This window comes from Bacteroides timonensis, assembly GCF_000513195.1.
In the GTDB taxonomy this organism is placed as follows: domain Bacteria; phylum Bacteroidota; class Bacteroidia; order Bacteroidales; family Bacteroidaceae; genus Bacteroides; species Bacteroides timonensis.
The window spans coordinates 1-26,220 of the sequence record NZ_CBVI010000016.1; the positions used below are offsets into that span (position 1 = coordinate 1).

The window sequence follows — 26,220 nt, forward strand, 5'->3', positions numbered from 1 at the left end:
ACTCTTAAAGGAAACATAAATATGGATGCTAAGTTCTTAATTAGAGCAAGAGAAAGCAGATGAAGCATTTGGTTATAAAGCAGGCTTATTTTACCTTTGCGGCAAAGAGACAATAGAATGAACACAACCAATGAAATAACCGCCACTTATCAGCGCATCGCTGAAGAAGGACGTTCGGAATTAAATAAAGTACAAAACAAGATTTACCGCATAGGCTCACTGCGATTATTGTTATTTGTTGCAGGAATTGCGGGAATTATATATTTCTGGTCATCAGGCTGGATAGTATTGATAGGGATCATTGCCGTTACACTTCTGCCTTTTATCCTGTTGATAAAGTATCACAACCGGCTGTTTCACCGGAAAGATTATCTGGAAAAAAAGATAGCAATCAATGAACAAGAACTTTCGGCGCAGAATTATGACACATCCTCTTTTGAAGACGGAACAGAATTTATCAATCCGGCACACCTGTACAGTTATGACCTGGATGTGTTTGGTCCACATTCTCTTTTTCAGTATATAAACCGTACCTGTACGCAACTTGGAAAAAGCTTGTTAGCCAATTGGCTGGGTACGCATCTGGTAAATAAGAAAGAGATAGAATCCCGACAGGAAGCCATTCGCGAACTGGCATCGGAATTGAACTTTCGACAAGAATTCCGTATTCTGGGACTGCTCTATAAAGGAAAAGCTGCTGATGAAGATGAATTAAAGGCATGGGCTAAGAGTCCCAGTGTCTTCCGGAAGAATATTTTCTTTCGCATGCTACCGCTATTGGCGGGTGGAATAAATATCTTATGTATAGCATTGGCTATTGCAGGCATTATTCCGCTCACAGTTTTCGGTATTCTATGGTTATGCTTTGTTTTTGCTAGCTTTTGCTTCACTAGTAAAATCACTAAAATGCAAGCTGTCTACGGAAAGAAGCTACAGATATTAGCAACGTATGCCAATCTGCTCCGACTTATAGAGAACCAACCCATGAAAAGTCCGATATTGAAGGAAGTGAGAGAGTGGATCGGTGATGAAAAACAGACGGCTTCTCACTCCATCCAGCGTCTAAGTAAGCTTATGAACGAACTCGATCAGCGAAACAACGCCTACATATATGCCACCCTCAACGGATTATTCTTCTGGGAAATCCGCAAAATCATACAAATTGAAGGATGGAAAGAGCAATATGCTTCTGAACTGCCACGCTGGCTGACAGCTATCGCTCACATGGATGCACTGTGTTCACTGGCCACATTCGCCTATAATCATCCAGATTACTCCTACCCTATTATTAGCACCCGGTCTTTCAGCCTCCGCGCCGCATCTATGGGACATCCACTGATGAACCGCGACAAATGTGTACGCAATGACATTGATATAGAAAAACGGCCTTTCTTCATTATTATCACCGGAGCAAATATGGCAGGCAAAAGTACGTATCTTCGTACGGTAGGCATCAACTATTTGCTAGCTTGCATCGGCACCCCCGTTTGTGCCCGGAGTATGGAACTGTATCCTGTTCAGCTCATCACCAGTCTGCGCACCAGCGACTCCCTGAATGATAACGAATCCTATTTCTTTGCAGAACTGAAACGTCTGAAACTTATCATCGACAAACTGCAAGCCGGTGAAGAGTTTTTCATCATCCTTGATGAGATTCTAAAAGGCACCAACTCCATGGATAAGCAAAAAGGCTCGCTCGCCCTTATCAAACAATTCATGACTTTACAGGCAAATGGTATCATCGCTACTCACGACCTGATGCTCGGCACGCTTGCCGACATTTATCCTGATGACATCCATAATTACCGATTCGAAGCCGACATCACAGGTAATGAACTGACCTTTTCTTATCGTCTGCGCGAAGGAGTAGCTCAGAATATGAATGCCTGTTTCCTGATGAAAAAAATGGGGATAGCCGTTACCGACTGATCCCCATAACTTCAAAGTTAAGTCCAGAAACCCTGAGGGTTAGTTCACTTTGCACTTCGCCAAGAAAGCCGATATGGTTGCTGCGTCATTCCCTGTATAATAATGTACAGAGGTTACTGGAGTGTATGTATAAGGCACAAACTGGAACAGCTGAACGGCTGCAAATTTATTATCTTGAGAAAGTATAACATCCAAACGTACATTACCGCTTCCTTCACTCTTTACACCTTCTTCAATAGAAAGTTGGCCTTTTTCAATCATCTCTTTCAACTTACCCATGTGTTTCAAATCGAAGAACACACTGCGTTCCTTAGTAATACTTCCTGTCGGAATATATACCACTTCTTTAGATTTCCAGAACAAACGGAATATTCCTAAGAGGAAAAATGCCGTACCTAACACCATCAACAACATACTAAGCGTAGATGAGCGGTCAGTTACTTCAAAAGTTGATACGAATACAAGGATACCTAACAGCAGCATTGCCACTGAAAGAATTAGTCCGGAGACACTTGTGCGTTTTGCGATATCGGGGTGTGTAGACGCAAAAATAGTTGCGTCAATTGCTTGAGTTGCCATAATTTAAATCGTTTAAAATGAATAAAAGTTTAACTGATAAAACATACCAATAATCACCTCGTACAGTCTATGACCATATAAGGCAAAAAAATCTAAATTCATTAAACGTCTAAATGATAATTCGCCTGAGCGTAAATACATAATATTCACACGCAGGATGGCAGCGATAAGAGGTACTGGTATCAAATAACTTCGAGCGATGCAATGACAATACATCGTCACGATGAGCCAGCCGCTCTATCATGTCTTTTAACGAAAGGATATATTCTGTTGTATACGAACGTTGCGCACGTGAAAAGGTGAGCAACTGAGTAGTTCCAGCGGAACTTGCAAGTTCTGCATCTGACAAGTATGGCAGTTTAGGAGCCGGAATATAACTTCCTTGCCGAACATCATTTCGCTGTGTATTCCCCTCTTCTCCTAAACTAACTTGAGCGGCAATAACCATTTCATCTACCGTCTGTACGGTAAATGCATCACTCACACTTCCACAAAAGGCAGTAGCAAGGACCAGGAATAATATCACCTTTAGAAACTTTGCCATATCTATCTGCAAAGATAACAGTTTGTTTCATTTAATTGTTTAATAGTAGAACCTTTTAATGAATGTTTAGGAAAGATATATCTTCTTTCCTCCCAAAATATCCGAATGCAGAGTAAAAAAAGCCGTCCCTTTCACAAGAGACGGCTTTTATATTGAAAAGAATAGTCGATTTATTCAGCTTTAGCTTCTTCAGCTTTTGCCTCTTCAACTGCCGGTGCTTCAGCAACCGGAGCTTCTGCCGGAGCAGCAGCTTCAGTAGCTGCTTTCTTAGAACGGCGGGTACGAGTAGCTTTCTTAGCAACCTTTTCCTTAGCCATGTTTTCGTTGTAATCAACGAGTTCAATAAAGCACATTTCAGCATTGTCACCTAGACGGTGTCCTGTCTTGATGATACGAGTATAACCACCCGGACGGTCAGCAATCTTCACAGAGATTTCCTTGAACAGTTCCGTTACAACTTGCTTGTCTTGCAGATTGCTGAATACAACACGACGAGAGTTAGTCGTGTCATCCTTTGACTTTGTAATCAAAGGCTCAACAAACTTCTTCAGAGCTTTAGCCTTTGCAACAGTCGTAGTGATTCTTTTGTGCTTAATCAAAGAACATGCCATGTTAGATAACATCGCGTTTCTGTGAGAAGCAGTACGACCTAAATGATTGAATTTCTTATTATGTCTCATTTTTTATTCTTTATCTAATTTATATTTAGAAATATCGGTTCCAAACGAAAGATTCAGACTTTCCAGCAAATCATCAAGCTCAGTAAGCGATTTCTTTCCGAAGTTTCTGAATTTCAGCAAATCCGTCTTATTGAATTGTACCAAATCACCCAATGTTTCTACATCGGCAGCTTTCAAGCAGTTGAGGGCACGAACCGATAAGTCCATATCAACAAGTTTAGTTTTCAACAATTGACGCATGTGCAATACTTCTTCATCAAATTCTTCATTGCCATCCACATCATTGCTTTCCAATGTAATCTTCTCGTCAGAGAAGAGCATGAAGTGATAAATCAGAATCTTTGCAGCTTCTTTCAGCGCTTCCTTCGGATGAATAGAACCGTCGGTAGTAATCTCAAGTACCAATTTGTCGTAGTCCGTCTTTTGTTCAACACGGAACGGTTCAATCTGATACTTCACATTACGTATCGGTGTATAAATGGAATCGATAGGAATTACGTTAACATCCGTGCAATATTCGCGGTTTTCATCAGCCGGAACATATCCACGACCTTTGTTAATCGTAATATCGATTTGCATAGTTGCTTTAGAATCTAAATGACAAATAACTAATTCAGGATTTAACACTTCAAATCCAGTCAAATACTTACCTATGTCACCTGCTTTAAATTCACTAGAATTTTCGATTGTAATACTTACTTTCTCACTTTCGAATTCTTCAACTACTTGCTTGAATCTCACCTGTTTCAGATTCAAGATAATGTTAGTAACATCCTCTTTAACTCCCGGTACGCTAGAGAACTCATGCTCAACACCATCTATTTTGATAGTAGTGATAGCAAAACCCTCTAATGACGAAAGCAGGATGCGGCGTAGCGCATTACCAACGGTAATACCAAAACCGGGCTCCAACGGACGAAATTCGAATTTACCGAATCTAGAATCCGCTTCCAACATTAATACTTTATCAGGTTTTTGAAATGCTAATATCGCCATGAAATTAATTATTTTATTTAGAATACAATTCTACGATCAAATGCTCTTTAATGTTTTCAGGAATGTCTGCTCTTTCAGGTACATGCAACAATTTACCAACCTTAGAGTTATCATCCCATTCCAACCAAGGATATTTGCTGTGGTTAAAGCCAGCCAGTGAATTAGCAATTACTTCCAAAGATTTAGATCTTTCACGAACACCAATTACCTGACCCGGTTTTACTGCAAATGAAGGAATATTTACCACTTCACCATCCACAGTAATATGCTTGTGACCCACCAACTGACGAGCAGCTGCACGAGTAGGAGCAATACCTAAACGGAATACAATGTTATCAAGACGACCTTCGAGCAACTGAAGCAGAATTTCACCGGTAATACCTTTAGCTGTTTCTGCCTTTTCAAACAGGTTGCGGAATTGTTTCTCTAAAACTCCATAGGTGTATTTGGCCTTCTGTTTCTCACGAAGTTGAACACCATACTCAGAAGTTTTTCTTTTTCTGGAATTACCGTGTTGTCCGGGGGGATAGTTCTTCTTTGACAATACTTTATCTGCTCCGAAGATACCTTCACCGAATTTACGGGCTATTCTTGATTTTGGTCCAGTATATCTAGCCATTTCTTTTAAATTTTAATTGTTTTATTCATGAACTCAATTTGTTGCAGCCGCGATTACAGAGAGAAATTAATGTAATCCAAAAACAAAATCAAGATCATTTTTATTAAAGGTAAATCTTAAACTCTACGTCTTTTCGGAGGACGACAACCATTATGTGGAAGCGGAGTTACATCAACGATTTCAGTAACTTCGATACCTGCACCGTGAATAGTTCTAATAGCAGACTCACGTCCGTTACCTGGACCCTTCACATATGCTTTTACCTTTCTCAGGCCAAGATCAAATGCTATCTTCGCACAATCCTGGGCAGCCATCTGTGCTGCATAAGGAGTGTTCTTCTTAGAACCTCTAAATCCCATTTTACCAGCAGATGACCAAGAAATAATCTGCCCTTCACTGTTTGCAAGAGAAACAATAATATTGTTGAAAGATGAATGAACATGCAACTGTCCATTAGCGTCAACTTTCACATTTCTCTTCTTTGCTGCAACTGTTTTTTTTGCCATATCAACAATTATTATTTAGTAGCTTTTTTCTTATTTGCAACGGTTTTCTTTCTACCCTTACGAGTACGAGCATTATTCTTTGTGCTCTGTCCTCTTACAGGCAAACCGATACGATGACGTACACCACGGTAACAACCAATATCCATCAAACGTTTGATGTTCAATTGAACTTCCGAGCGAAGGTCACCTTCTACTTTAAATTCTGCACCAATGATCTCACGAATCTTGGCAGCTTGATCGTCCGTCCAGTCTTTCACCTTCAGGTCTTTATCTACACCAGCTTTATCCAAAATCTTTGCTGAACTACTACGACCTATTCCATAGATATAGGTCAACGCAACTTCACCTCTCTTATTCTGAGGCAAATCGACACCAACTATTCTTATAGCCATATACTAAATTATTTTTTTTGCAAAAATAATAATATTATCCTTGACGTTGTTTATACTTAGGATTTTTCTTGTTAATAACATACAAACGGCCATTGCGTCTAACGATCTTACATTCTGGCGTACGTTTCTTTAAAGATGCTCTTACTTTCATATCTTAATTTTATTTATATCTAAATACAATTCTTCCTTTCGATAAATCGTAAGGAGACATTTCGACTCTTACTTTATCCCCCGGCAGGATTTTAATGTAATGCATTCGCATCTTACCGGAAATATGTGCAGTAATCTCATGTCCGTTTTCTAATTCAACACGAAACATTGCATTAGACAATGCTTCAACAATAACTCCATCTTGTTCTATTGCAGATTGCTTAGCCATATTATTTTTTTAAATTGCTTTATCTCCTAATACTTCTTCTATGAACTCAAACGATGATAAGATATCAGCTTTACCAGTGCCAACAGCCACTGTATGCTCAAAATGAGCTGCATACTTCCAATCCTTAGTTCTCACCGTCCAACCATCACGCTCCATTACTATTTGGCGACTACCTTGCGTAATCATTGGTTCAATAGCAATACAAAGACCTTTCTTTAACATAGTTCCATAACCACGTTTTCCATAATTAGGAACCTGAGGATCTTCGTGCATCTCTTTACCTATACCATGACCAACAAACTCACGCACTACACCGAATGAATTGGACTCACAATGTTCTTGTATTGCATATCCAATATCACCCAACCGTTTTCCTTGAACGGCATTTTCTATTCCGATGTATAATGCCTCTTTAGTAACCTTCAGTAATTTGCGAACTTCCTCATCTACTTCTCCTACACAAAATGTATAGGCAGAATCACCACAAAACCCATTCATATAAGTACCACAATCAACCGATACAATATCACCTTCTTTCAGTACTATATCTCCAGGAATACCATGTACCACCTGTTCATTGACCGATGTACACAACGAAGCTGGAAATGGATCACCATATTGATTTGGAAAACCTTTGAAAGTAGGAACAGCACCATGATCTCTGATAAACTCTTCCGCTACTTTATCCAGTTCCTTTGTAGTAACTCCCGGCCCTACCAGTTTTGCAACTTCAGCCAATGTCCTCCCGACAAGCAAATTACTCTCACGGAGCAGCTCTATTTCATCTTCCGTTTTAAGAAATATCATCTTATAAAAAGATTAATATGCAGCTACATTACTACGTCCTTTAATACGACCAGATTTCAACAGACCGTCATAATGTCTCATCAACAAGTGACTTTCAATCTGCTGGAGTGTATCAAGAACCACACCTACAAGAATTAACAAAGATGTACCGCCGAAGAATTGAGCAAATTCAGCTTTCACACCAAAAATACCAGCAAACGCTGGCATAATAGCTACCAAAGCCAAGAAGAAAGAACCAGGCAATGTTATACGAGACATAATATCATCAATATATTCGGCTGTCTTCTTTCCCGGCTTGATACCCGGAATGAAACCATTATTTCTCTTCATATCCTCAGCCATCTGAGTCGGGTTAATCGTAATTGCAGTATAAAAATACGTAAACAGTATAATCATTATTGCAAATACGAAATTATACCAGAAGCTTGTATGATCAGTAAATGCACGTACAAAACCGCTCACATGATCTACATTTGAAAAACCAATAAAGGTGATAGGGATAAACATAATTGCCTGAGCAAAGATGATAGGCATTACACCAGCTGCATTCACTTTCAAAGGAATGTATTGTCTTGCACCACCATATTGTTTGTTTCCTACAATTCTTTTAGCATATTGTACAGGAATTTTTCTTGTACCTTGCACCAACAAAATTGCAGCTGCAATTACCAGCAACAGGAATACGATTTCAATTAAGAACATAACCAAACCACCTGTCTTATCAGTCATACGGGAAATTAATTCCTGGAATAAGGACTGAGGCAAACGGGCAATAATACCGATTAAGATGATAAATGAAATACCATTACCGATACCCTTATCAGTGATTCTCTCACCAAGCCACAAAATAAACATACTACCAGCTGCCAAGATAATGGTAGAGGTAATCATGAACAGAGTCCAATCTAATGAAGCATTTAAGGAAGGACCGGCCTGCATTTTAAGATTGAGCAAATAAGAAGGAGCCTGAACCAACAAAATAATAATCGTCAAATAACGAGTATACTGGTTCATTTTTCTTCTACCACTCTCACCTTCACGTTGAAGTTTCTGGAAATACGGAACCGCAATCCCCAACAACTGAATAACGATTGAAGCAGAGATATAAGGCATAATTCCTAACGCAAAAATAGATGCATTAGAGAATGCTCCTCCCGAAAACATGTTTAATAAGGCTAAGAGGCCCTCGCTTGTTTGTTGATGCAATTGTGTCAACATAGCCGGATTAATACCAGGCAGTACGACATACGAGCCAAAACGGTAGATTGCCACAAACAATATGGTAATGAGGATCCGTTGTCTCAGATCCTCAATTTTCCATATATTCTTTAATGTTTCAATAGCTTTTCTCATCGAATTAGAGTTTTACTACACTTCCACCAGCAGCTTCAATGGCAGCAATAGCAGTCTTAGAGAATGCATGAGCTTGCACATCCAACTTTGTAGTCAAAGTTCCATTACCTAATACTTTCACCAACTGATTTGAAGAAATAAAACCAGCAGCGATAAAGTCATTAATTCCAACTGATTCCAACTTCTTAGCTTCAGCAAGTTTCTGAATTGTATCCAAGTTGATAGCCTTATACTCTACACGATTAATGTTCTTAAAACCAAATTTAGGAACACGACGTTGGAGAGGCATCTGACCACCTTCAAAACCGATCTTCTTAGAATAACCAGATCTTGATTTAGCTCCCTTATGACCTCTGGTAGAAGTACCTCCCAAGCCAGAACCTGGACCGCGTCCAATTCTCTTTCTTGTTTTAGTAGATCCTTCTGCAGGTTTTAAATTACTTAAGTTCATATTGTAATTCGTTTTATATTCAACAAATAATTACTTAACAATGGTAACCAAGTGTTTAACCTTATCCACCATTCCAAGAATTGAAGGAGTACACTCGTGTTCAACCACACGATTCAACTTACGAAGTCCCAGTGCATCGAGAGTTCTTTTCTGATCAGCCGGAGCACCAATTCTACTTTTAACTTGTTTAATCTTTATAGTCGACATATATTCCTCCTTATCCTCTAAATACTTTTTCAATACTAATTCCTCTGTTTTGAGCAACCATACGTGCGTCACGCATTTCACCCAACGCCAGAATAGTAGCCTTCACCAAGTTGTGTGGATTAGAAGATCCTTTTGACTTAGCCAAAACGTCTGTAATACCAACACTTTCAAGTACTGCACGCATTGCACCACCGGCAACTACACCTGTACCATGAGAAGCAGGCTTGATGAATACTTCCGCGCCACCAAACTTAGCGGACTGTTCGTGAGGAACAGTACCTTTCAGTACAGGTACTTTCGTCAGATTCTTCTTAGCTGATTCAACACCCTTAGCAATAGCAGCGGTAACTTCACCAGCTTTACCAAGACCCCAACCGATGATACCTTCTTCGTTACCTACAACAACAATTGCAGAGAAACTAAAAGTTCTACCACCTTTGGTTACTTTGGTTACACGATTGATAGCAACCAAACGGTCTTTTAGTTCTATATCGTTTGTAATCTTAACTCTATTATTAATTGCCATAATGATTAAAATTTAAGTCCACCGTTACGAGCAGCATCAGCTACTTCTTTTACTCTCCCATGATACAAGTAACCATTACGGTCGAAAACAACAGTAGTAATACCTGCTTCCTGAGCTTTTTTAGCAATCAACTCTCCAACCTTTGCAGCTTGTTCTTTCTTTGGCAACTTCTCAGTTATACCCAAAGAAGAAGCAGCAGCCAAAGTCTTACCACCCAAATCGTCGATAAGCTGGACATAGATTTGCTTATTACTTCTAAATACACTCATACGCGGACGTTCAGCAGTACCTGAAATTTTATTGCGTACTCTATATTTGATTTTAATTCGTCTTTCTATTTTTGTTGTCATAACATTCTTATTTTATGTAAATTACTTAGCGCCGGCAGATTTACCTGACTTTCTACGAATTTCTTCACCAACAAACTTAACACCTTTACCTTTATACGGTTCGGGCTTACGGAAAGAACGTATCTTAGAGCAAACTTGACCCAGCAATTGTTTATCGCAAGACTCTAAAATAATAAGAGGGTTCTTATTTCTTTCAGATTTTGTCTCTACCTTAACTTCAGGAGGCAACTGTATGAAGATACTATGCGTATAACCTAAAGACAACTCAATAATATTGCCTTGATTAGAAGCACGATAACCTACACCTACAAGTTCCAATTCTTTTTTATATCCTTCAGATACACCAACAACCATGTTGTGAACCAAAGAGCGGTACAAACCATGGAATGCATGCTTTTGTTTGGGATTATCCAACATTGCATTTTCATTCTCACTCAAAGTCACATGACCATCTTCGATGGCAACATTGATAGCAGGATCTATATATTGGCTAAGTTCGCCTTTGGGTCCCTTCACGGTAACCACATTTTCTTTCAGAGTAATTGTTACTCCAGCGGGAATACTAATGGGTAATTTTCCTATTCTTGACATTGCTAATTCCTCCTATTAATATACATAACACAAAACTTCACCACCTATTTTCAGTTCAGCGGCTTCTTTGTTGGTCATTACACCTTTGGAAGTAGATATTATAGCAATACCCAAACCATTAATAACTCGCGGCATGTCCTTGTAGCCGGTGTACTGGCGCAAACCCGGAGAAGAAATTCTTTCCAGTTTCTTAATTGCGTTTACCTTATTAACCGGATCATACTTCAAGGCAACCTTAATTGTACCTTGAGGACCATCTTCTACAAACTTATAATTAAGGATGTAGCCTTTCTCAAAAAGAATCTTAGTGATTTCTTTTTTCAAATTTGAAGCGGGAACTTCTACAACTCTGTGCTTTGCTTGAATAGCGTTCCGCAACCTCGTCAAATAATCTGCTATTGGATCAGTCATATAATAAAAAATTAAATTAATCAGGCCTACCCTGACAATATTTAAAACAAAAATTACCAGCTTGCTTTCTTAATACCGGGAATAAGACCGTTAGAAGCCATCTCACGGAATTGAATTCTGGAGATACCGAATTGACGGATATATCCTTTAGGACGACCAGTCAACTTGCAACGGTTATGCATACGAATCGGATTAGAATTCTTAGGCAACTCCTGCAATTTCTGTGCAGCTTCAAAAGCTTCAGCAGGGTCACCAATTCTAACGATTTGCTTCAATGCAGCTCTCTTCTCGGCATATTTGGCTACTAATTTAGCACGTCTTACTTCACGTGCTTTCATTGATTCCTTTGCCATATTATCAATCTTTTTTAGCGTTTTTAAACGGTAAACCGAATTCTTTCAACAAGGCATAACCTTCTTCATCTGTTTGTGCAGAGGTTACAAAGGTAATATTCATTCCGAGAATTCTGGTAATACTATCGATATTAATTTCAGGGAAAATGATTTGCTCCTGAATACCAAGAGTATAGTTACCTTTTCCATCAAACTTACTTTCAATACCCTTGAAGTCACGGATACGGGGAAGAGCTACACGAACCAATTTTTCAAGAAATTCGTACATTCTCTCACGACGCAAAGTTACCATAACGCCAATCGGCATTTTCTTACGCAACTTAAAGTTAGCGATATCTTTACGAGAAATGGTTGCAACAGCTTTCTGACCTGTGATAGCAGTCATTTCATTAATTGCCACTTCGATAATCTTCTTATCAGCAACAGCCATACCCAAACCCTGATTGATAACAATCTTCTTAAGTACGGGTACCTGCATCGAAGAAGAATACTGGAACTGTGATTTCAATGCAGGCGCAATACGCTCTACATATTCTTTCTTAAGGCTTGCAGTATTACTCATTACTTAATCTCCTCTCCTGATTTTTTAGAAACACGTGCAATAGTCTTCTTACCGTTTTCACCAATAGTTACTTTACGACTGATACGCGTAGCTTTACCCGTCTTAGGATCTACGGGATTCAAGTTAGACAAATGGATAGAAGCTTCCTGCTTCACAATACCACCCTGAGGGTTCTTTGCATTAGGCTTAGTGCTCTTGGACACCATGTTGACACCTTCAACAATTGCACGATTTTTATCAACAAGAACCTTCAACACACGACCAGTTTTGCCTTTGTCTTCACCAGCATTTACGTAAACTGTATCGCCTTTTTTAATATGTAATTTACTCATTACTTAAATCTTTTACAAAATTAAAGTACTTCAGGAGCGAGTGACACAACTTTCATGTTGGTAGCACGAAGTTCACGAGCTACCGGACCGAAAATACGACTACCTCTAATCTCGCCTGCATTGTTCAACAATACGCAAGCATTATCATCAAAACGTATATAAGAGCCATCGGGACGACGGATTTCTTTCTTAGTACGTACGATCAAAGCTTTAGACACTGCACCTTTTTTAATATCACTTGAAGGAATGACGCTCTTTACAGAAACAACAATCACGTCCCCCACTGAAGCATAACGACGACCCGTACCGCCCAAAACGCGAATACAGAGGGCCTCTTTTGCTCCACTGTTATCACATACTGTAATTCTGGATTCTACTTGTATCATAATTACTTAGCTCTTTCAATTATTTCTACCAATCTCCATCTTTTAGTCTTGCTCAAAGGACGAGTCTCCATAATAAGTACAGTATCACCGATATTGCACTCATTATTTTCATCATGAGCATGGTACTTCTTAGTCTTGCTAACGAACTTACCATATATGGGGTGTTTTTCTTTAAACTTAGCTGCCACTGTAATGGTCTTCTCCATTTTATTGCTCAGCACAACCCCAGTTCTTTCTTTTCTTAAATTTCTTGCTTCCATCAAGCTCATCATTTATTGTTAAGTTCTCTTTGGCGTAATTCAGTTTTCATACGCGCAATAGTCCTGCGTAATTGTTTAATCTGAGCAGGATTGTCCAAAGGAGAAATAGAATGATTCAGAACCATTTGATTATAGTTTGTCACTTCTGCCTCTACTCTTTCTACCAGATCATTGGTAGGTATTTCTTTAATTTCTGCTATTTTCATATCCATTACGCATTTTGATTTTGAATATCATAATCACGTCTTACAACAAACTTAGTTGTAATAGGAAGCTTCTGTGCAGCTAAGCGCAAAGCTTCTTTTGCGATTTCATAAGATACCCCTTCGGCTTCGATAATAATTCTTCCCGGAGTAACAGGGGCAACAAAGCCCTCTGGAGCACCTTTACCTTTACCCATACGTACATCAGCTGGTTTTCTGGTAATAGGTTTATCCGGGAAAATACGAATCCAAATTTGTCCTTGACGTTGCATATATCTTGTCACTGCAATACGAGCAGCTTCGATCTGACGGCCTGTAATCCATTTTGTTTCCAAAGCCTTAATTCCAAAAGAACCGAAAGCCAACTGATTACCTCTCTGGGCAATACCTTTTTGACGGCCTTTTTGTTGTCTTCTGAATTTTGTCTTTTTCGGTTGTAACATAATTCCTAAAAATTCAAATTCGTTTAGCGATTATTTTTCTTTCTTTTGAAGTTCTTTCCGCCATTGTTTCCGCTATTGCTTCCACGACCGCTTTCTTTGCTTTGCGTAAAGTTCGGAGCTAATTCTCTCTTACCGAAAACTTCACCTCTACAGATCCAAACTTTAATACCGAGAAGACCAACCTTAGTCAATGCTTCTGCATGACAGTAGTCAATATCTGCTCTGAAAGTGTGCAACGGAGTTCTTCCTTCCTTATACATTTCAGAACGAGCCATTTCAGCTCCATTCAAACGTCCTGAAATCTGAATTTTGATACCTTCAGCACCCATACGCATTGTATTAGCGATAGCCATTTTAATGGCACGGCGATAGGCAATCTTTCCCTCTACCTGACGAGCGATGTTGTTTGCAACTATAACAGCATCCAACTCTGGCCTTTTCACTTCGAAGATATTGATCTGAATATCCTTATCGGTAACCTTCTTCAACTCTTCTTTCAACTTATCAACTTCTTGGCCACCTTTACCGATAATAATACCCGGACGTGCAGTACAAACGGTAATAGTCACGAGTTTCAGTGTACGTTCAATTACGATTCTTGAGACACTGGCTTTTGCAAGTCTAGCGTTCAAATATTTACGAATCTTGCTATCTTCCAGCAGAGAATCGCCGTAATTATTTCCACCATACCAATTGGAATCCCATCCTCTGATAATTCCTAAACGGTTGCTTATTGGATTAACTTTTTGTCCCATTTACCTTAATTTTGATCTTCGTTATTACTTTTAGAACCAACGAACAACGTTACGTGATTTGAACGCTTACGAATTCTGTAACCTCTACCCTGCGGAGCCGGTCTCATTCTTTTGAGTGTAGCACCACCATCAACAAAAATCTTCGTTACAAATAATTCGCCACTTTCAGCTTTACGTTCGTTTTTCTGCTCCCAGTTAGCAATTGCAGAGCGCAGTAATTTCTCAACTCTGGCAGCTGCTTCTTTTGAAGAAAACTTCAAAACGCCAAGTGCTCTATTCACTTCCATCCCGCGAATCATGTCAGCCACGAGACGCATTTTGCGAGGGGAAGTAGGAACATTCTGCAACTTTGCAAAATACATGGTCTTAAGGGCTTCTTTTCTTTTTTCAGCCGATATTTTTTTTCTTGCTCCCATTATATTTATACTTTATTATTTCAGATAAATCCTGTTATCTTTTCTTATTACCAGCGTGTCCTCTGAAAGTACGAGTTGGAGCAAATTCGCCCAACTTGTGCCCTACCATATTTTCGGTAACGTATACAGGAATAAATTTATTTCCGTTATGAACTGCAACTGTATGGCCTACGAAATCAGGCGAAATCATTGAAGCTCTGGCCCAAGTCTTAACAACAATTTTCTTGCCTGATTCATTCATAGCAAGAACTTTCTTCTCAAGCTTAACGTTAATATACGGACCTTTTTTTAATGAACGACTCATAGTTTACTCAATTAATCAGATTACTTCTTTCTTCTCTCAATAATATACTTAGACGATTGTTTCTTCGGAGCTCTAGTCTTAAGTCCCTTAGCATACAATCCCTTACGAGATCTTGGGTGTCCTCCTGAAGCACGTCCTTCACCACCACCCATTGGGTGATCAACCGGGTTCATCACAACACCACGGTTACGTGGGCGACGGCCCATCCAACGAGAACGTCCAGCTTTACCTGAACTTTCCAATCCATGATCTGAATTACCAACACTACCGATAGTAGCTTTACAAGTGCTAAGTATTTGTCTAACTTCACCTGAAGGCAACTTGATAACACAATATTTACCTTCTCTTGAAGTTAGCTGAGCAAAATTACCAGCCGAACGAACCAAAGCAGCGCCTTGACCCGGACGTAATTCAATGTTATGAATTACAGTACCAACCGGAATATTCTGAAGAGGAAGTGCATTACCAATTTCCGGAGCTGCATTTTCACCTGACATCAAAGTCGCACCTACTTGCAATCCATTGGGAGCAATTATATATCTTTTTTCTCCATCTGCATAAAACAACAAAGCAATACGAGCTGAACGATTCGGGTCATATTCTATTGTTTTAACCACTGCAGGCACACCGTCCTTATTTCTCTTGAAATCTACAATTCTGATAATCTTCTTATGACCGCCACCGATGTAGCGCATAGTCATCTTACCTTCGCTGTTACGACCACCTGAAGACTTCTTGCCATAAACAAGAGATTTTTCTGGTACCCGCGCAGTAATTCCCTCAAAGGTACCAATAATTTTATGTCTTTGCCCCGGTGTTGTGGGCTTAAATTTACGTACTGCCATTTCTTTTAAATATTGCTATAAAAATCAATAGTATCTCCTTCTTTCAACGTAACGATTGCTTTTTTATAAGCACTCGTACGACCATTGATGATACCAGCTTTTGTATAACGGCTTTTATTTTTGCCTGCATACTTAACCGTATTTACATCAACTACCGTAACGTTATATAAGGCTTCAACTTCACTCTTAATTTCCAGTTTGTTAGCATCAGGACGCACAATAAAGCCGAAACGGTTGTTCGCCTTATCAGTAATTGCTGTCATTTTCTCTGTTACTAACGGTTTAATAATAATTCCCATTATTTAAGCCTCCTTTTTACATTAAGATATTGTCAATAGCCGAAAGAGCGCTTTCAGTAAACACAACAACCCCCGCATTCAATACTCTGTAAGTATTTAATCCTGAGACCGTCTGTACATTTGCACTTTCCACGTTACGAGCCGACAAATATACGTTTTTATTTGCTTCTGGTAAAATTACAAGCAGCTTTTTGTCAGAAACTTTAAGTTTTTTTGTCATAGCAACAAAATCTTTCGTTTTCGGAGCTTCAAAATTAAAGTCTTCTACAATAACAACTGCATTGTTCTGAGCTTTATATGCCAAAGCTGACTTACGAGCTAATGTCTTTACTTTTTTATTCAACTTGAAGTAGTAATCTCTAGGTTTAGGACCGAAAGCACGAGCACCACCAACAAGTACCGGTGAATTCATGTCACCACGACGTGCACCGCCACCGCCTTTCTGACGACCGATTTTACGAGTAGAACCACTTATCTCACTTCTTTCTTTTGATTTGTGTGTACCCTGACGCTGATTAGCCATAAATTGTTTTACGTCTAAATAGATAGCATGGTCGTTGGGCTCAATTCCGAAGATAGACTCGTTTAACGTAATCTTTCTCCCAGTGTCTTCACCTTTAATGTTATATACGTTAACTTCCATTATTTTTCAATTATTACGATTGAACCTTTGCAACCGGGAACAGACCCCTTAATCAAAAGAAGGTTGTGATCCGGAAGAACCTTTAATACCTGTAAGTTTTGAACAGTCACTCTGTCGCCGCCAAGTTGACCACCCATACGCATTCCTTTGAATACTTTTGCAGGGTATGAACAGGCACCGATAGAACCCGGTTTACGAGCACGATTGTGTTGACCGTGAGTAGCTTGACCTACACCACCAAAACCATGTCTTTTAACTACACCTTGAAAACCCTTACCTTTAGAAGTTCCGATAACATCAACGAACGTTACATCATTGAACAATTCTACGGTAACAGTGTCACCCAGATTTAACTCTGTTTCAAATTCTTTGAACTCAGCCAAGTGTTTCTTGGGAGTTACTCCAGCCTTCTTAAAGTGCCCCATCAACGGTTTAGTCGTATGCTTCTCCTTCTTATCCTGGAAGCCCAACTGAACAGCTGCATAGCCATCTTTTTCGACACTTTTAACTTGAGTAACAACACAAGGACCTGCTTCGATAACAGTGCATGGTACATTCTTACCCTCGGCACTGAAAACGGATGTCATTCCGATTTTTTTTCCTAATAATCCTGGCATTTCACTTAAAATTTAAATACTAAACTTTGATTTCTACTTCCACACCACTCGGTAACTCCAACTTCATCAGAGCGTCTACAGTCTTAGCAGTTGAGCTATAGATGTCGATCAGTCTCTTATAAGAAGAGAGTTCAAACTGTTCACGCGACTTCTTGTTTACGAAAGTCGAACGGTTCACGGTAAAGATACGCTTGTGCGTAGGGAGAGGAATCGGACCGCTAACGATGGCACCCGTTGCCTTCACCGTTCTTACAATCTTCTCAGCTGATTTATCAACCAAGTTGTGGTCGTAAGATTTCAATTTAATTCTAATTTTCTGACTCATTAGTTTGATTAATTATTAATATTATAACAAGATAAAATTCCGTAGGCTAAGAGTCATTCGCTAGCCTACGGATTCTAAATATTTTAGATCAAATCAGCACGCCCTTTGACTTCTTCCAACACTGCCTTAGCAATAGAGTTAGAAACTTGAGCATGATGAGAATAAACCATTGATGAAGTAGCTCGACCAGAAGTAATTGTACGTAATGCAGTTACGTAACCAAACATTTCTGACAACGGTACCATTGCCTTCACGATACGAGCACCTGAACGACTGGACTCCATACCCTCTACCTGACCACGGCGCTTATTCAAGTCACCGATTACATCACCCATGTTTTCTTCCGGAGTTACAACTTCCAGTTTCATAATAGGCTCCATAAGCACAGGACCTGCCTTAGCGCAGGCACTTTTATATGCCTGGATAGCACAGATTTCGAATGATAACTGATCAGAGTCAACAGGGTGGAAAGAACCATCAAGCAAAGTAACCTTCAGTGAATCCAAAGGATAACCTGCCAACACACCATTCTTCATTGCAGTAGTAAAGCCTTTCTGAACAGACGGAATAAATTCTTTAGGAATATTACCACCTTTTACTTCATCTATAAACTGCAAGCCGCCTTGAGTAAAGTCTTCATCTACAGGGCCAATATTTACGATAATATCCGCAAATTTACCACGTCCACCAGATTGTTTCTTATAAACTTCACGCAAGTTAACTGTCTTCGTGATAGCCTCTTTGTAATTTACCTGAGGTTTACCCTGATTACATTCTACTTTAAACTCACGTTTCAAACGGTCAATAATGATATCCAAGTGAAGTTCACCCATACCAGAGATAACAGTCTGACCTGTTTGTTCGTCAGTCTTCACAGTAAACGTCGGATCTTCTTCAGCCAATTTAGCCAAACCGTTAGACAGTTTGTCCATATCCTTCTGAGTCTTCGGCTCTATTGCGATACCAATAACCGGTTCAGGGAAGTCCATAGACTCCAATACAATCGGTGCATCTTCATCACACAATGTATCACCAGTATGAATATCCTTGAATCCAACACCTGCACCAATATCACCAGCACCGATTACTTCAACAGGATTCTGTTTGTTTGAATGCATCTGGAACAGACGAGACACGCGTTCTTTCTTACCAGAACGAGAGTTATAAATATAAGAGCCTGCTTCAATCTTACCAGAGTAAACTCGGAAGAAAGTCAAACGACCTACATACGGGTCAGTAGCAATCTTAAATGCCAATGCAGAAGTCTTTTCATCATCACTGGGCTTACGATCTTCTTCAGCACCGGTATCAGGATTTGTTCCAACTACATTTTCAGTGTCCAATGGAGAAGGCAAGAATGCGCAAACATAGTCAAGCAGCGTCTGTACACCTTTATTCTTAAATGAAGAACCACACAGCATCGGAACTACAGCCATCTGTACAGTAGCCTTACGAAGAGCTCTCAATACTTCTTCTTCTGTAATAGTAGAAGGATCATCGAAATATTTCTCCATCAAAGCATCGTCAAACTCTGCCACCTTTTCGAGCATCTTATCTCTCCATTCGTTAGCTTCGTCAACCAAATTAGCAGGGATTTCCTCTGCAGTGTAGTCAGCACCCATAGTTTCGTCATGCCAATAGATAGCTTTCATCTTGATCAGATCAACCAGACCTTTGAAAGACTCTTCAGCGCCTATAGGAATAACAATCGGGCAAGGATTAGCACCCAAAACGGCCTTCATCTGGCGAACGACCTCAAAGAAGTCAGCTCCAGAACGGTCCATCTTGTTCACATAAGCAATACGCGGCACATTGTACTTATCAGCCTGGCGCCATACAGTCTCAGACTGCGGTTCAACACCACCCACTGCACAATATGCAGCAACAGCACCATCCAAGATACGCAAAGAACGCTCTACTTCAGCAGTAAAGTCAACGTGTCCCGGAGTATCAATCAAGTTGATCTTATAAGTATCACCTGCATATTTCCAACGAGTTGTAGTAGCAGCAGAAGTAATAGTAATACCACGTTCCTGTTCCTGCGCCATCCAGTCCATTGTAGCAGCACCATCATGTACTTCTCCAATTTTGTGAGTCAAACCCGTATAAAACAGGATACGTTCAGAGGTTGTTGTTTTTCCGGCATCAATGTGAGCCATGATACCAATATTACGCGTCAAATGTAAATCTTGCTTAGCCATTTTTAAATTCCTTTTACTTTAAGTTTTTAATCTATCGGTTATTCTTATAGTATTAGAATCTGAAATGAGCAAATGCACGGTTAGCTTCAGCCATTCTGTGCATATCTTCTTTACGTTTGAAAGCACCACCTTGTTCATTATACGCATCCATAATCTCAGCGGCCAATTTATCAGCCATTGATTTACCACCACGCTTGCGAGCAAAAAGGATCAAGTTCTTCATAGAAACTGACTCTTTACGATCCGGGCGGATTTCAGTAGGAACTTGGAATGTAGCACCACCTACACGACGAGACTTAACTTCAACCTGCGGAGTTACATTATCCAATGCCTTTTTCCAAATTTCAAGGGCTGATTTTTCTTCGTTAGGAAGTTTTGTTTTTACTGTTTCCAGAGCGGCGTAGAAGATTTCATAAGAGGTATTCTTCTTTCCGTCATACATCAGATGGTTTACGAATTTTGAAACCTTTTGATCATTAAACACGGGATCCGGCAGGATAACGCGTTTTTTGGGTTTTGCTTTTCTCATTTGTTTGAAAGAATAATGTTTTTCGTTCTTGGTTGTTTACTTCTTGACTTCTTCAACTCTCCCTCTGGAGAATTTACTCAACCTTTAGCATTTCCAATAAACTAAAACGTAAGTTATTACTTTTAATTTAACTGCTTACAGTGTAAGGCTACTATTTATTTTTTCTTCTTAGCCGGTGCAGCCTGTTGTCCCGGTTTCGGACGTTTAGATCCGTATTTAGAACGTCTTTGAGTACGACCTGCAACACCCGCAGTATCCAATGTACCACGAACAATGTGATAACGTACACCCGGAAGGTCTTTTACACGACCACCACGTACTAATACAATAGAGTGCTCCTGCAAGTTATGTCCTTCTCCCGGAATGTAAGAGTTCACCTCTTTGCCATTGGTCAAACGTACACGCGCAACTTTACGCATTGCAGAATTCGGTTTTTTCGGAGTGGTTGTATACACTCTCACGCAAACGCCACGTCTTTGAGGACATGAATCAAGAGCCGGTGACTTACTTTTCTCCACCAACACCTCGCGTCCTTTTCTTACTAATTGCTGAATTGTAGGCATTTTAATTGTTTTTAATTATATATTATTGTTATATTAATTTCGTAGCTATACACTTTTGGGCTGCAAAAATACGAATAATATTTGAATAATCAATGCACTACAAGTTTTTTTTTGATTTTATGCCTCCCCTTTGAGGTTCGTCATAGGTGGAATTGATTGTTCATCCAACAATCTGATGGAGCCAAATGTACGTTCATATTTACCTATATTTTCTTCCAAAGCACGCAATAATCTCTTTGCATGTTCCGGAGCCAGTACAATACGAGACTTCACACTGGCTTTAGGCATTCCCGGCATTACACGTACAAAATCTACTATAAATTCAGAACTGGAATGTGTGATCACAGCTAAATTAGCATACGTACCTTGCGCAACATCTTCTTTCAGTTCTATTTGTAACTGATTATTCATTTCTCTGTTTTCCATTTTCGTTTTACGATTAAGCTTTTGAGTATTCAAAGGTAAGAATAATATTTTATTCCAAAAACAAAAGAGGAGACATCCTAAAAAAGACACCTCCCCTTTCCTATTTAATAATCAACTGACTGTATTTATTACATTTTATTCTTCAACATCCATTGAATTGTAATCCAGTACCGTCTTCTTATTAGCAAGAATACGGTCATACTCTTCTTTGGAGCCAACAATAATCTTTTCAAACTCACGCTGACCAGTACCTGCGGGTATCAAATGACCACAAATAACGTTCTCCTTCATACCTTCCAATTTATCAACCTTACCGTTGATAGCTGCTTCGTTCAAGACCTTAGTAGTCTCCTGGAATGAAGCAGCAGACATAAAGCTTGAAGTTTGCAGAGCTGCACGCGTAATACCCTGAAGAATCTGAGTAGAAGTTGCAGGGACAGCATCACGTACTTCAACAGGTTTCAAGTCGCGACGTTTCAACATACTATTTTCATCACGCAACTTACGAGCGGTTACAATCTGACCTGGTTGCAGATTCTGGGAATCACCAGCATCAACCACAACTTTTTTACCCCAGATACGATCGTTTTCTTCCATGAACTCCAACTTGTCCACTACCTGTTGTTCCAAGAAGCGTGTATCGCCAGGCTCATCAATTTGAACTTTACGCATCATCTGACGAACAATGATCTCAAAGTGTTTATCATTAATCTTCACACCCTGCAAACGGTATACATCCTGCACTTCGTTCACGATATATTCCTGCACAGCCGTAGGCCCCTTAATAGCAAGAATATCAGCAGGAGTTATAGCACCATCAGACAACGGAGTACCGGCCCGCACATAGTCATTCTCTTGTACCAGAATCTGTTTAGATAACGGTACCAGATACTTCTTAACCTCACCAGTTTTAGAAGTTACAACAATTTCGCGGTTACCACGCTTCACCTTACCCATTGTAACCTCGCCATCGATTTCAGAAACAACAGCAGGATTAGACGGATTACGAGCTTCGAACAACTCAGTTACACGCGGAAGACCACCCGTGATATCACCGGCTTTACCAACGGCACGAGGTATCTTCACAATAACCTCACCAGCTTTCACTTTTTGTCCGTTTTCCACTACTACGTGACCACCCACAGGGAGATTATACGTACGAATCAGTTCGCCATCCTCTGTCATGATATGAGCAGTCGGAACTTTCGTCTTATCCTTGGACTCAATAATGATGATTTCACGCAAACCGGTAGACTCGTCAGACTCTACTTTATAAGTAATATTTTCAATTACGCCTTCAAACTCAATCTTACCTGTAGCTTCCGTTATAATAACAGCGTTAAACGGATCCCAACGGGCAATCATTTTACCTTTTTCTACGACTTCGCCATCAGCAGCATAAAGTGTAGAACCATAGGGCACATTATGAGTAGAAAGAACAATCCCAGTATTTACATCTACAAAACGTACTTCAGCCAAACGGCCTACCACAACTTTTGCAGGTTCACCAGCTTCGTCCACAACGTCTACAGTACGGAGTTCTTCAAATTCCAGGCGTGCCGGATTCTTAGCCATAATACTTGCATTGGCTGCGATATTGGCAGCCGTACCACCGGCATGGAAAGTACGCAACGTCAACTGTGTACCCGGCTCACCGATAGACTGTGCAGCAATTACCCCAACAGCCTCACCTCTTTGAACCATCTGGCTTGATGCAAGGTTACGTCCATAACATTTCGCACAAACACCCTTCTTCGATTCACAAGTCAATACCGAACGTATTTCAACACTTTCTATCGGAGAATCCTGTATCTTCTTAGCTACTTCTTCTGTTATTTCTTCACCACCGGCAACCAACAATTCACCTGTTGTAGGATGAACAATATCATGTACAGATACTCGACCAAGGATACGTTCATACAGCGTAGCAATGATTTCATCATTATTCTTCAAGTCTGTACAAACCAACCCACGGAGTGTGCCGCAGTCTTCTTCATTAATAATCACATCATGAGATACGTCAACCAGACGACGAGTTAAATATCCGGCATCAGCCGTCTTCAACGCTGTATCCGCCAAACCTTTACGGGCACCGTGGGTAGAGATAAAGTACTCCAACACCGAAAGCCCCTCTTTAAAGTTTGAAAGAATCGGGTTTTCAATAATCTGTCCACCTTCTGCACCTGCCTTCTGCGGTTTTGCCATCAAACCACGCATACCAGACAACTGACGGATCTGCTCTTTAGAACCACGGGCACCAGAATCCAGCATCATATATACAGCATTGAATCCTTGGTCATCACTCGAAATGGTCTTCATCAATATATTAGACAGCTCTGAGTTAACATGTGTCCAAATATCAATTACCTGATTATAACGTTCATTGTTGGTAATGAAACCCATGTTATAGTTGTTGATAACTTGCTCAACTTCATCATAACCTTTCTGTACCAATGCCTCTTTTTGTTCCGGGATGATAATATCACCCAAGTTAAATGACAAACCACCCTTAAAGGCCATCTGATAACCTAAGTTCTTGATGCCATCAAGGAAATCAGCAGCTTTAGCCACACCACATACCTTAATTACATCACTAATAATATCACGAAGTGATTTTTTAGAAATAATAGTATTGATATAGCCAGCTTCAGGGGGAACAATTTCGTTAACAATTACACGACCTACTGAAGTATCATGCATCATTACGTCAACTACATTGCCATTCTCATCCACATCCTTTACAACAACGCTGATCGGAGCATGAATATCAACCTTACCCTCATTGTAAGCAATCAAAGCTTCTTCCGGGCCATAGAATATCAAGCCTTCGCCTTTTGCACCCTTACGTAATTTAGTAATGTAGTACAAACCAAGAACCATATCCTGAGAAGGTACAGTAATAGGAGCACCATTCGCCGGATTCAAGATATTATGAGATTGAAGCATCAACATCTGAGCCTCCAAGACAGCTTCATTACTCAACGGCAAGTGAACAGCCATCTGGTCACCGTCAAAGTCGGCATTGAAAGCCGTACATGCCAACGGGTGCAACTGAATAGCTTTTCCTTCAATCATCTTAGGCTGGAATGCCTGAATACCCAAACGGTGCAATGTCGGTGCACGGTTCAACAGTACCGGATGACCTTTCATTACATGTTCCAGAATATCCCAGATAACAGCTTCTTTGCGATCTACAATCTTCTTGGCACTCTTCACGGTCTTTACAATACCACGTTCAATCAGCTTACGTATAATGAACGGTTTGTACAGTTCAGCTGCCATCAATTTAGGAATACCACACTCCCCCATTTTCAGTTCCGGACCTACAACGATAACCGAACGCGCAGAGTAGTCAACACGTTTACCCAATAAGTTCTGACGGAAACGCCCCTGCTTACCTTTCAAACTATCAGAAAGAGATTTCAAAGGACGGTTAGCATCCGTTTTTACTGCACTGGATTTACGTGAATTATCGAACAACGAGTCAACCGCTTCCTGTAACATACGCTTTTCATTACGCAAAATTACTTCAGGAGCCTTTATCTCAATCAATCTTTTCAGACGATTGTTACGAATAATTACGCGGCGATAAAGATCATTCAAGTCAGAAGTGGCAAAACGACCACCATCCAACGGAACCAATGGACGAAGTTCGGGCGGGATAACCGGTACGATACGTACAATCATCCATTCCGGCTTATTGCGTCCGCGAGATGCACGGAACGATTCAACAACCTGGAGACGCTTTAAAGCCTCATTCTTACGCTGTTGAGAAGCGTCGTTACCAGCACGGTGACGCAAATCATAAGACAATGCATCCAAATCTAGACGAGCCAGCAAGTCATAAATGGCTTCGGCACCCATCCTAGCTATGAACTTATTAGGATCTGAATCTTCCAGGAATTGATTGTCTTTCGGCAACTTCTCCATCAAATCCAGATATTCTTCTTCCGAGAGCAAGTCATATTCAGCAATCTCACCAGCCATCACACCAGCCTGGATTACCACATAACGCTCATAGTAAATAATAGAATCAAGTTTCTTTGTAGGCAGACCCAGCAAATAACCAATTTTATTAGGAAGTGAACGAAAATACCAAATATGAGCTACCGGCACAACCAGCTGGATGTGTCCCATACGCTCACGACGTACTTTTTTCTCTGTCACTTCCACACCACAACGGTCGCAGACAATACCTTTATAACGGATACGTTTATATTTACCGCAATGGCATTCATAATCCTTGATAGGACCAAAAATACGTTCACAGAACAAACCGTCACGTTCAGGCTTATACGTACGATAGTTGATAGTTTCAGGCTTTAAAACTTCACCACTCGAATTCTCAAGGATTTCTTCCGGAGAAGCCAAACCAATAGAGATCTTCGAGAAATTACTCTTTATCTTGTTATCTTTTCTAAAAGCCATACTTTATTAT

38 protein-coding genes are annotated in these 26,220 nt (G+C 40.0%); 1 reads left to right on the plus strand and 37 read right to left on the minus strand.

Features of this window, described 5'->3' with window-relative positions:
* Window positions 1-117: 117 nt before the first annotated feature.
* A complete protein-coding gene (locus BN161_RS04985) occupies window positions 118-1,929 on the plus strand; it encodes a MutS family DNA mismatch repair protein (protein ID WP_044263521.1) in 1,812 nt (603 codons plus the stop codon).
* 39 nt (window positions 1,930-1,968) lie between these two features.
* Here the strand turns inward: BN161_RS04985 and BN161_RS04990 are convergent, their stop codons facing one another.
* From BN161_RS04990 to rpoC, 37 genes are all read right to left on the minus strand, one after another.
* The gene (locus tag BN161_RS04990; RefSeq protein WP_044263523.1) at window positions 1,969-2,508 is read right to left on the minus strand and encodes a hypothetical protein; all 540 of its coding nucleotides are present in this window, start codon (window positions 2,506-2,508) and stop codon (window positions 1,969-1,971) included.
* 109 nt (window positions 2,509-2,617) lie between these two features.
* On the minus strand, window positions 2,618-3,052 hold the full coding sequence (locus tag BN161_RS04995) for a hypothetical protein (protein ID WP_044263524.1): 435 nt from the start codon (window positions 3,050-3,052) through the stop codon (window positions 2,618-2,620).
* Window positions 3,053-3,222: 170 nt separating this feature from the next.
* A complete protein-coding gene (gene rplQ, locus BN161_RS05000) occupies window positions 3,223-3,732 on the minus strand; it encodes a 50S ribosomal protein L17 (protein WP_044263525.1) in 510 nt (169 codons plus the stop codon).
* 3 nt (window positions 3,733-3,735) lie between these two features.
* Window positions 3,736-4,728, minus strand: a complete 993-nt coding sequence (locus BN161_RS05005; RefSeq protein WP_007212090.1) for a DNA-directed RNA polymerase subunit alpha — start codon at window positions 4,726-4,728, stop codon at window positions 3,736-3,738.
* 13 nt (window positions 4,729-4,741) lie between these two features.
* Window positions 4,742-5,347 (minus strand): 30S ribosomal protein S4, encoded by a 606-nt coding sequence (rpsD, locus tag BN161_RS05010; RefSeq protein ID WP_007212089.1) that lies wholly within the window; start codon window positions 5,345-5,347, stop codon window positions 4,742-4,744.
* 116 nt (window positions 5,348-5,463) lie between these two features.
* Entirely contained in the window at window positions 5,464-5,853 is a 390-nt protein-coding gene (gene rpsK, locus BN161_RS05015) for a 30S ribosomal protein S11 (protein ID WP_007212088.1), read from the minus strand.
* Window positions 5,854-5,864: 11 nt separating this feature from the next.
* The gene (gene rpsM, locus BN161_RS05020) at window positions 5,865-6,245 is read right to left on the minus strand and encodes a 30S ribosomal protein S13 (RefSeq protein WP_007212087.1); all 381 of its coding nucleotides are present in this window, start codon (window positions 6,243-6,245) and stop codon (window positions 5,865-5,867) included.
* A 34-nt stretch (window positions 6,246-6,279) separates the two neighbouring features.
* Window positions 6,280-6,396, minus strand: coding sequence for a type B 50S ribosomal protein L36 (gene ykgO / locus BN161_RS28455; RefSeq protein WP_002558051.1), 117 nt, complete (start codon window positions 6,394-6,396; stop codon window positions 6,280-6,282).
* A 9-nt stretch (window positions 6,397-6,405) separates the two neighbouring features.
* Entirely contained in the window at window positions 6,406-6,624 is a 219-nt protein-coding gene (infA, locus tag BN161_RS05025) for a translation initiation factor IF-1 (RefSeq protein WP_002558052.1), read from the minus strand.
* Between the two features lie 9 nt (window positions 6,625-6,633).
* Window positions 6,634-7,431: a type I methionyl aminopeptidase gene (gene map / locus BN161_RS05030; RefSeq protein WP_044263528.1), complete on the minus strand. Its 798-nt coding sequence runs from the start codon at window positions 7,429-7,431 to the stop codon at window positions 6,634-6,636.
* Window positions 7,432-7,443: 12 nt separating this feature from the next.
* Window positions 7,444-8,784: a preprotein translocase subunit SecY gene (secY, locus tag BN161_RS05035; protein WP_007212085.1), complete on the minus strand. Its 1,341-nt coding sequence runs from the start codon at window positions 8,782-8,784 to the stop codon at window positions 7,444-7,446.
* Window positions 8,785-8,788: 4 nt separating this feature from the next.
* Complete coding sequence (rplO, locus tag BN161_RS05040) at window positions 8,789-9,235, minus strand: 50S ribosomal protein L15 (protein WP_044263529.1); 447 nt, start codon at window positions 9,233-9,235, stop codon at window positions 8,789-8,791.
* A gap of 30 nt (window positions 9,236-9,265) precedes the next feature.
* Entirely contained in the window at window positions 9,266-9,442 is a 177-nt protein-coding gene (gene rpmD, locus BN161_RS05045; protein WP_005929058.1) for a 50S ribosomal protein L30, read from the minus strand.
* 10 nt (window positions 9,443-9,452) lie between these two features.
* Complete coding sequence (gene rpsE, locus BN161_RS05050; protein WP_007212082.1) at window positions 9,453-9,968, minus strand: 30S ribosomal protein S5; 516 nt, start codon at window positions 9,966-9,968, stop codon at window positions 9,453-9,455.
* Between the two features lie 5 nt (window positions 9,969-9,973).
* A complete protein-coding gene (gene rplR / locus BN161_RS05055) occupies window positions 9,974-10,318 on the minus strand; it encodes a 50S ribosomal protein L18 (RefSeq protein WP_044263530.1) in 345 nt (114 codons plus the stop codon).
* A gap of 21 nt (window positions 10,319-10,339) precedes the next feature.
* Window positions 10,340-10,909: a 50S ribosomal protein L6 gene (rplF, locus tag BN161_RS05060; protein ID WP_044263531.1), complete on the minus strand. Its 570-nt coding sequence runs from the start codon at window positions 10,907-10,909 to the stop codon at window positions 10,340-10,342.
* A gap of 15 nt (window positions 10,910-10,924) precedes the next feature.
* Window positions 10,925-11,320, minus strand: a complete 396-nt coding sequence (gene rpsH / locus BN161_RS05065; protein ID WP_004291226.1) for a 30S ribosomal protein S8 — start codon at window positions 11,318-11,320, stop codon at window positions 10,925-10,927.
* A gap of 53 nt (window positions 11,321-11,373) precedes the next feature.
* On the minus strand, window positions 11,374-11,673 hold the full coding sequence (gene rpsN, locus BN161_RS05070; protein ID WP_044263533.1) for a 30S ribosomal protein S14: 300 nt from the start codon (window positions 11,671-11,673) through the stop codon (window positions 11,374-11,376).
* A 4-nt stretch (window positions 11,674-11,677) separates the two neighbouring features.
* The gene (gene rplE / locus BN161_RS05075; protein WP_044263536.1) at window positions 11,678-12,235 is read right to left on the minus strand and encodes a 50S ribosomal protein L5; all 558 of its coding nucleotides are present in this window, start codon (window positions 12,233-12,235) and stop codon (window positions 11,678-11,680) included.
* Window positions 12,235-12,567, minus strand: a complete 333-nt coding sequence (gene rplX / locus BN161_RS05080; RefSeq protein ID WP_044263537.1) for a 50S ribosomal protein L24 — start codon at window positions 12,565-12,567, stop codon at window positions 12,235-12,237. Before rplX ends, rplE begins: the two co-directional genes overlap by 1 nt.
* A gap of 20 nt (window positions 12,568-12,587) precedes the next feature.
* The gene (rplN, locus tag BN161_RS05085) at window positions 12,588-12,953 is read right to left on the minus strand and encodes a 50S ribosomal protein L14 (protein WP_007212076.1); all 366 of its coding nucleotides are present in this window, start codon (window positions 12,951-12,953) and stop codon (window positions 12,588-12,590) included.
* A gap of 2 nt (window positions 12,954-12,955) precedes the next feature.
* Window positions 12,956-13,225 (minus strand): 30S ribosomal protein S17, encoded by a 270-nt coding sequence (gene rpsQ, locus BN161_RS05090; RefSeq protein ID WP_125910754.1) that lies wholly within the window; start codon window positions 13,223-13,225, stop codon window positions 12,956-12,958.
* Window positions 13,222-13,419, minus strand: a complete 198-nt coding sequence (rpmC, locus tag BN161_RS05095; protein WP_007212074.1) for a 50S ribosomal protein L29 — start codon at window positions 13,417-13,419, stop codon at window positions 13,222-13,224. Before rpmC ends, rpsQ begins: the two co-directional genes overlap by 4 nt.
* A 5-nt stretch (window positions 13,420-13,424) precedes the next feature.
* Window positions 13,425-13,859, minus strand: a complete 435-nt coding sequence (gene rplP / locus BN161_RS05100; protein ID WP_007212073.1) for a 50S ribosomal protein L16 — start codon at window positions 13,857-13,859, stop codon at window positions 13,425-13,427.
* Between the two features lie 23 nt (window positions 13,860-13,882).
* Window positions 13,883-14,614, minus strand: a complete 732-nt coding sequence (rpsC, locus tag BN161_RS05105; protein WP_007212072.1) for a 30S ribosomal protein S3 — start codon at window positions 14,612-14,614, stop codon at window positions 13,883-13,885.
* 5 nt (window positions 14,615-14,619) lie between these two features.
* The gene (gene rplV, locus BN161_RS05110) at window positions 14,620-15,030 is read right to left on the minus strand and encodes a 50S ribosomal protein L22 (RefSeq protein ID WP_004291236.1); all 411 of its coding nucleotides are present in this window, start codon (window positions 15,028-15,030) and stop codon (window positions 14,620-14,622) included.
* A gap of 34 nt (window positions 15,031-15,064) precedes the next feature.
* Complete coding sequence (gene rpsS / locus BN161_RS05115) at window positions 15,065-15,334, minus strand: 30S ribosomal protein S19 (protein ID WP_044263540.1); 270 nt, start codon at window positions 15,332-15,334, stop codon at window positions 15,065-15,067.
* Between the two features lie 20 nt (window positions 15,335-15,354).
* Window positions 15,355-16,179 carry a 50S ribosomal protein L2 gene (gene rplB, locus BN161_RS05120; protein WP_044263543.1) on the minus strand — a complete coding sequence of 275 codons (825 nt, stop codon included), beginning with the start codon at window positions 16,177-16,179 and terminating at the stop codon, window positions 15,355-15,357.
* A gap of 5 nt (window positions 16,180-16,184) precedes the next feature.
* Window positions 16,185-16,478 (minus strand): 50S ribosomal protein L23, encoded by a 294-nt coding sequence (gene rplW, locus BN161_RS05125; protein WP_007212069.1) that lies wholly within the window; start codon window positions 16,476-16,478, stop codon window positions 16,185-16,187.
* Between the two features lie 16 nt (window positions 16,479-16,494).
* A complete protein-coding gene (gene rplD, locus BN161_RS05130) occupies window positions 16,495-17,121 on the minus strand; it encodes a 50S ribosomal protein L4 (protein ID WP_007212068.1) in 627 nt (208 codons plus the stop codon).
* The gene (gene rplC / locus BN161_RS05135; RefSeq protein ID WP_007212067.1) at window positions 17,121-17,738 is read right to left on the minus strand and encodes a 50S ribosomal protein L3; all 618 of its coding nucleotides are present in this window, start codon (window positions 17,736-17,738) and stop codon (window positions 17,121-17,123) included. The genes rplD and rplC overlap by 1 nt, the downstream gene beginning before the upstream one ends.
* A 19-nt stretch (window positions 17,739-17,757) precedes the next feature.
* The gene (gene rpsJ / locus BN161_RS05140; RefSeq protein ID WP_002558075.1) at window positions 17,758-18,063 is read right to left on the minus strand and encodes a 30S ribosomal protein S10; all 306 of its coding nucleotides are present in this window, start codon (window positions 18,061-18,063) and stop codon (window positions 17,758-17,760) included.
* 83 nt (window positions 18,064-18,146) lie between these two features.
* Window positions 18,147-20,264, minus strand: coding sequence for an elongation factor G (fusA, locus tag BN161_RS05145; RefSeq protein ID WP_044263547.1), 2,118 nt, complete (start codon window positions 20,262-20,264; stop codon window positions 18,147-18,149).
* Between the two features lie 52 nt (window positions 20,265-20,316).
* A complete protein-coding gene (gene rpsG / locus BN161_RS05150) occupies window positions 20,317-20,793 on the minus strand; it encodes a 30S ribosomal protein S7 (protein WP_007219566.1) in 477 nt (158 codons plus the stop codon).
* A gap of 155 nt (window positions 20,794-20,948) precedes the next feature.
* Window positions 20,949-21,356, minus strand: a complete 408-nt coding sequence (gene rpsL / locus BN161_RS05155) for a 30S ribosomal protein S12 (protein ID WP_007212064.1) — start codon at window positions 21,354-21,356, stop codon at window positions 20,949-20,951.
* A gap of 117 nt (window positions 21,357-21,473) precedes the next feature.
* Window positions 21,474-21,782, minus strand: a complete 309-nt coding sequence (locus BN161_RS05160) for a DUF3467 domain-containing protein (RefSeq protein WP_007212063.1) — start codon at window positions 21,780-21,782, stop codon at window positions 21,474-21,476.
* Between the two features lie 135 nt (window positions 21,783-21,917).
* Window positions 21,918-26,210, minus strand: a complete 4,293-nt coding sequence (gene rpoC, locus BN161_RS05165; protein ID WP_044263550.1) for a DNA-directed RNA polymerase subunit beta' — start codon at window positions 26,208-26,210, stop codon at window positions 21,918-21,920.
* Between the last annotated feature and the right edge of the window lie 10 nt (window positions 26,211-26,220).

Bases quoted from the DNA above. Each gene is read 5' to 3' on its own strand.
- BN161_RS04985 (WP_044263521.1), top strand. From the start codon at position 118: ATGAACACAACCAATGAAATAACCGCCACTTATCAGCGCATCGCTGAA.
- BN161_RS04990 (WP_044263523.1), bottom strand. From the start codon at position 2,508: ATGGCAACTCAAGCAATTGACGCAACTATTTTTGCGTCTACACACCCC.
- BN161_RS04995 (WP_044263524.1), bottom strand. From the start codon at position 3,052: ATGGCAAAGTTTCTAAAGGTGATATTATTCCTGGTCCTTGCTACTGCC.
- rplQ (WP_044263525.1), bottom strand. From the start codon at position 3,732: ATGAGACATAATAAGAAATTCAATCATTTAGGTCGTACTGCTTCTCAC.
- BN161_RS05005 (WP_007212090.1), bottom strand. From the start codon at position 4,728: ATGGCGATATTAGCATTTCAAAAACCTGATAAAGTATTAATGTTGGAA.
- rpsD (WP_007212089.1), bottom strand. From the start codon at position 5,347: ATGGCTAGATATACTGGACCAAAATCAAGAATAGCCCGTAAATTCGGT.
- rpsK (WP_007212088.1), bottom strand. From the start codon at position 5,853: ATGGCAAAAAAAACAGTTGCAGCAAAGAAGAGAAATGTGAAAGTTGAC.
- rpsM (WP_007212087.1), bottom strand. From the start codon at position 6,245: ATGGCTATAAGAATAGTTGGTGTCGATTTGCCTCAGAATAAGAGAGGT.
- ykgO (WP_002558051.1), bottom strand. From the start codon at position 6,396: ATGAAAGTAAGAGCATCTTTAAAGAAACGTACGCCAGAATGTAAGATC.
- infA (WP_002558052.1), bottom strand. From the start codon at position 6,624: ATGGCTAAGCAATCTGCAATAGAACAAGATGGAGTTATTGTTGAAGCA.
- map (WP_044263528.1), bottom strand. From the start codon at position 7,431: ATGATATTTCTTAAAACGGAAGATGAAATAGAGCTGCTCCGTGAGAGT.
- secY (WP_007212085.1), bottom strand. From the start codon at position 8,784: ATGAGAAAAGCTATTGAAACATTAAAGAATATATGGAAAATTGAGGAT.
- rplO (WP_044263529.1), bottom strand. From the start codon at position 9,235: ATGAACTTAAGTAATTTAAAACCTGCAGAAGGATCTACTAAAACAAGA.
- rpmD (WP_005929058.1), bottom strand. From the start codon at position 9,442: ATGTCGACTATAAAGATTAAACAAGTTAAAAGTAGAATTGGTGCTCCG.
- rpsE (WP_007212082.1), bottom strand. From the start codon at position 9,968: ATGGCAATTAATAATAGAGTTAAGATTACAAACGATATAGAACTAAAA.
- rplR (WP_044263530.1), bottom strand. From the start codon at position 10,318: ATGACAACAAAAATAGAAAGACGAATTAAAATCAAATATAGAGTACGC.
- rplF (WP_044263531.1), bottom strand. From the start codon at position 10,909: ATGTCAAGAATAGGAAAATTACCCATTAGTATTCCCGCTGGAGTAACA.
- rpsH (WP_004291226.1), bottom strand. From the start codon at position 11,320: ATGACTGATCCAATAGCAGATTATTTGACGAGGTTGCGGAACGCTATT.
- rpsN (WP_044263533.1), bottom strand. From the start codon at position 11,673: ATGGCAAAGGAATCAATGAAAGCACGTGAAGTAAGACGTGCTAAATTA.
- rplE (WP_044263536.1), bottom strand. From the start codon at position 12,235: ATGAGTAATACTGCAAGCCTTAAGAAAGAATATGTAGAGCGTATTGCG.
- rplX (WP_044263537.1), bottom strand. From the start codon at position 12,567: ATGAGTAAATTACATATTAAAAAAGGCGATACAGTTTACGTAAATGCT.
- rplN (WP_007212076.1), bottom strand. From the start codon at position 12,953: ATGATACAAGTAGAATCCAGAATTACAGTATGTGATAACAGTGGAGCA.
- rpsQ (WP_125910754.1), bottom strand. From the start codon at position 13,225: ATGATGAGCTTGATGGAAGCAAGAAATTTAAGAAAAGAAAGAACTGGG.
- rpmC (WP_007212074.1), bottom strand. From the start codon at position 13,419: ATGAAAATAGCAGAAATTAAAGAAATACCTACCAATGATCTGGTAGAA.
- rplP (WP_007212073.1), bottom strand. From the start codon at position 13,859: ATGTTACAACCGAAAAAGACAAAATTCAGAAGACAACAAAAAGGCCGT.
- rpsC (WP_007212072.1), bottom strand. From the start codon at position 14,614: ATGGGACAAAAAGTTAATCCAATAAGCAACCGTTTAGGAATTATCAGA.
- rplV (WP_004291236.1), bottom strand. From the start codon at position 15,030: ATGGGAGCAAGAAAAAAAATATCGGCTGAAAAAAGAAAAGAAGCCCTT.
- rpsS (WP_044263540.1), bottom strand. From the start codon at position 15,334: ATGAGTCGTTCATTAAAAAAAGGTCCGTATATTAACGTTAAGCTTGAG.
- rplB (WP_044263543.1), bottom strand. From the start codon at position 16,179: ATGGCAGTACGTAAATTTAAGCCCACAACACCGGGGCAAAGACATAAA.
- rplW (WP_007212069.1), bottom strand. From the start codon at position 16,478: ATGGGAATTATTATTAAACCGTTAGTAACAGAGAAAATGACAGCAATT.
- rplD (WP_007212068.1), bottom strand. From the start codon at position 17,121: ATGGAAGTTAACGTATATAACATTAAAGGTGAAGACACTGGGAGAAAG.
- rplC (WP_007212067.1), bottom strand. From the start codon at position 17,738: ATGCCAGGATTATTAGGAAAAAAAATCGGAATGACATCCGTTTTCAGT.
- rpsJ (WP_002558075.1), bottom strand. From the start codon at position 18,063: ATGAGTCAGAAAATTAGAATTAAATTGAAATCTTACGACCACAACTTG.
- fusA (WP_044263547.1), bottom strand. From the start codon at position 20,264: ATGGCTAAGCAAGATTTACATTTGACGCGTAATATTGGTATCATGGCT.
- rpsG (WP_007219566.1), bottom strand. From the start codon at position 20,793: ATGAGAAAAGCAAAACCCAAAAAACGCGTTATCCTGCCGGATCCCGTG.
- rpsL (WP_007212064.1), bottom strand. From the start codon at position 21,356: ATGCCTACAATTCAGCAATTAGTAAGAAAAGGACGCGAGGTGTTGGTG.
- BN161_RS05160 (WP_007212063.1), bottom strand. From the start codon at position 21,782: ATGGAAAACAGAGAAATGAATAATCAGTTACAAATAGAACTGAAAGAA.
- rpoC (WP_044263550.1), bottom strand. From the start codon at position 26,210: ATGGCTTTTAGAAAAGATAACAAGATAAAGAGTAATTTCTCGAAGATC.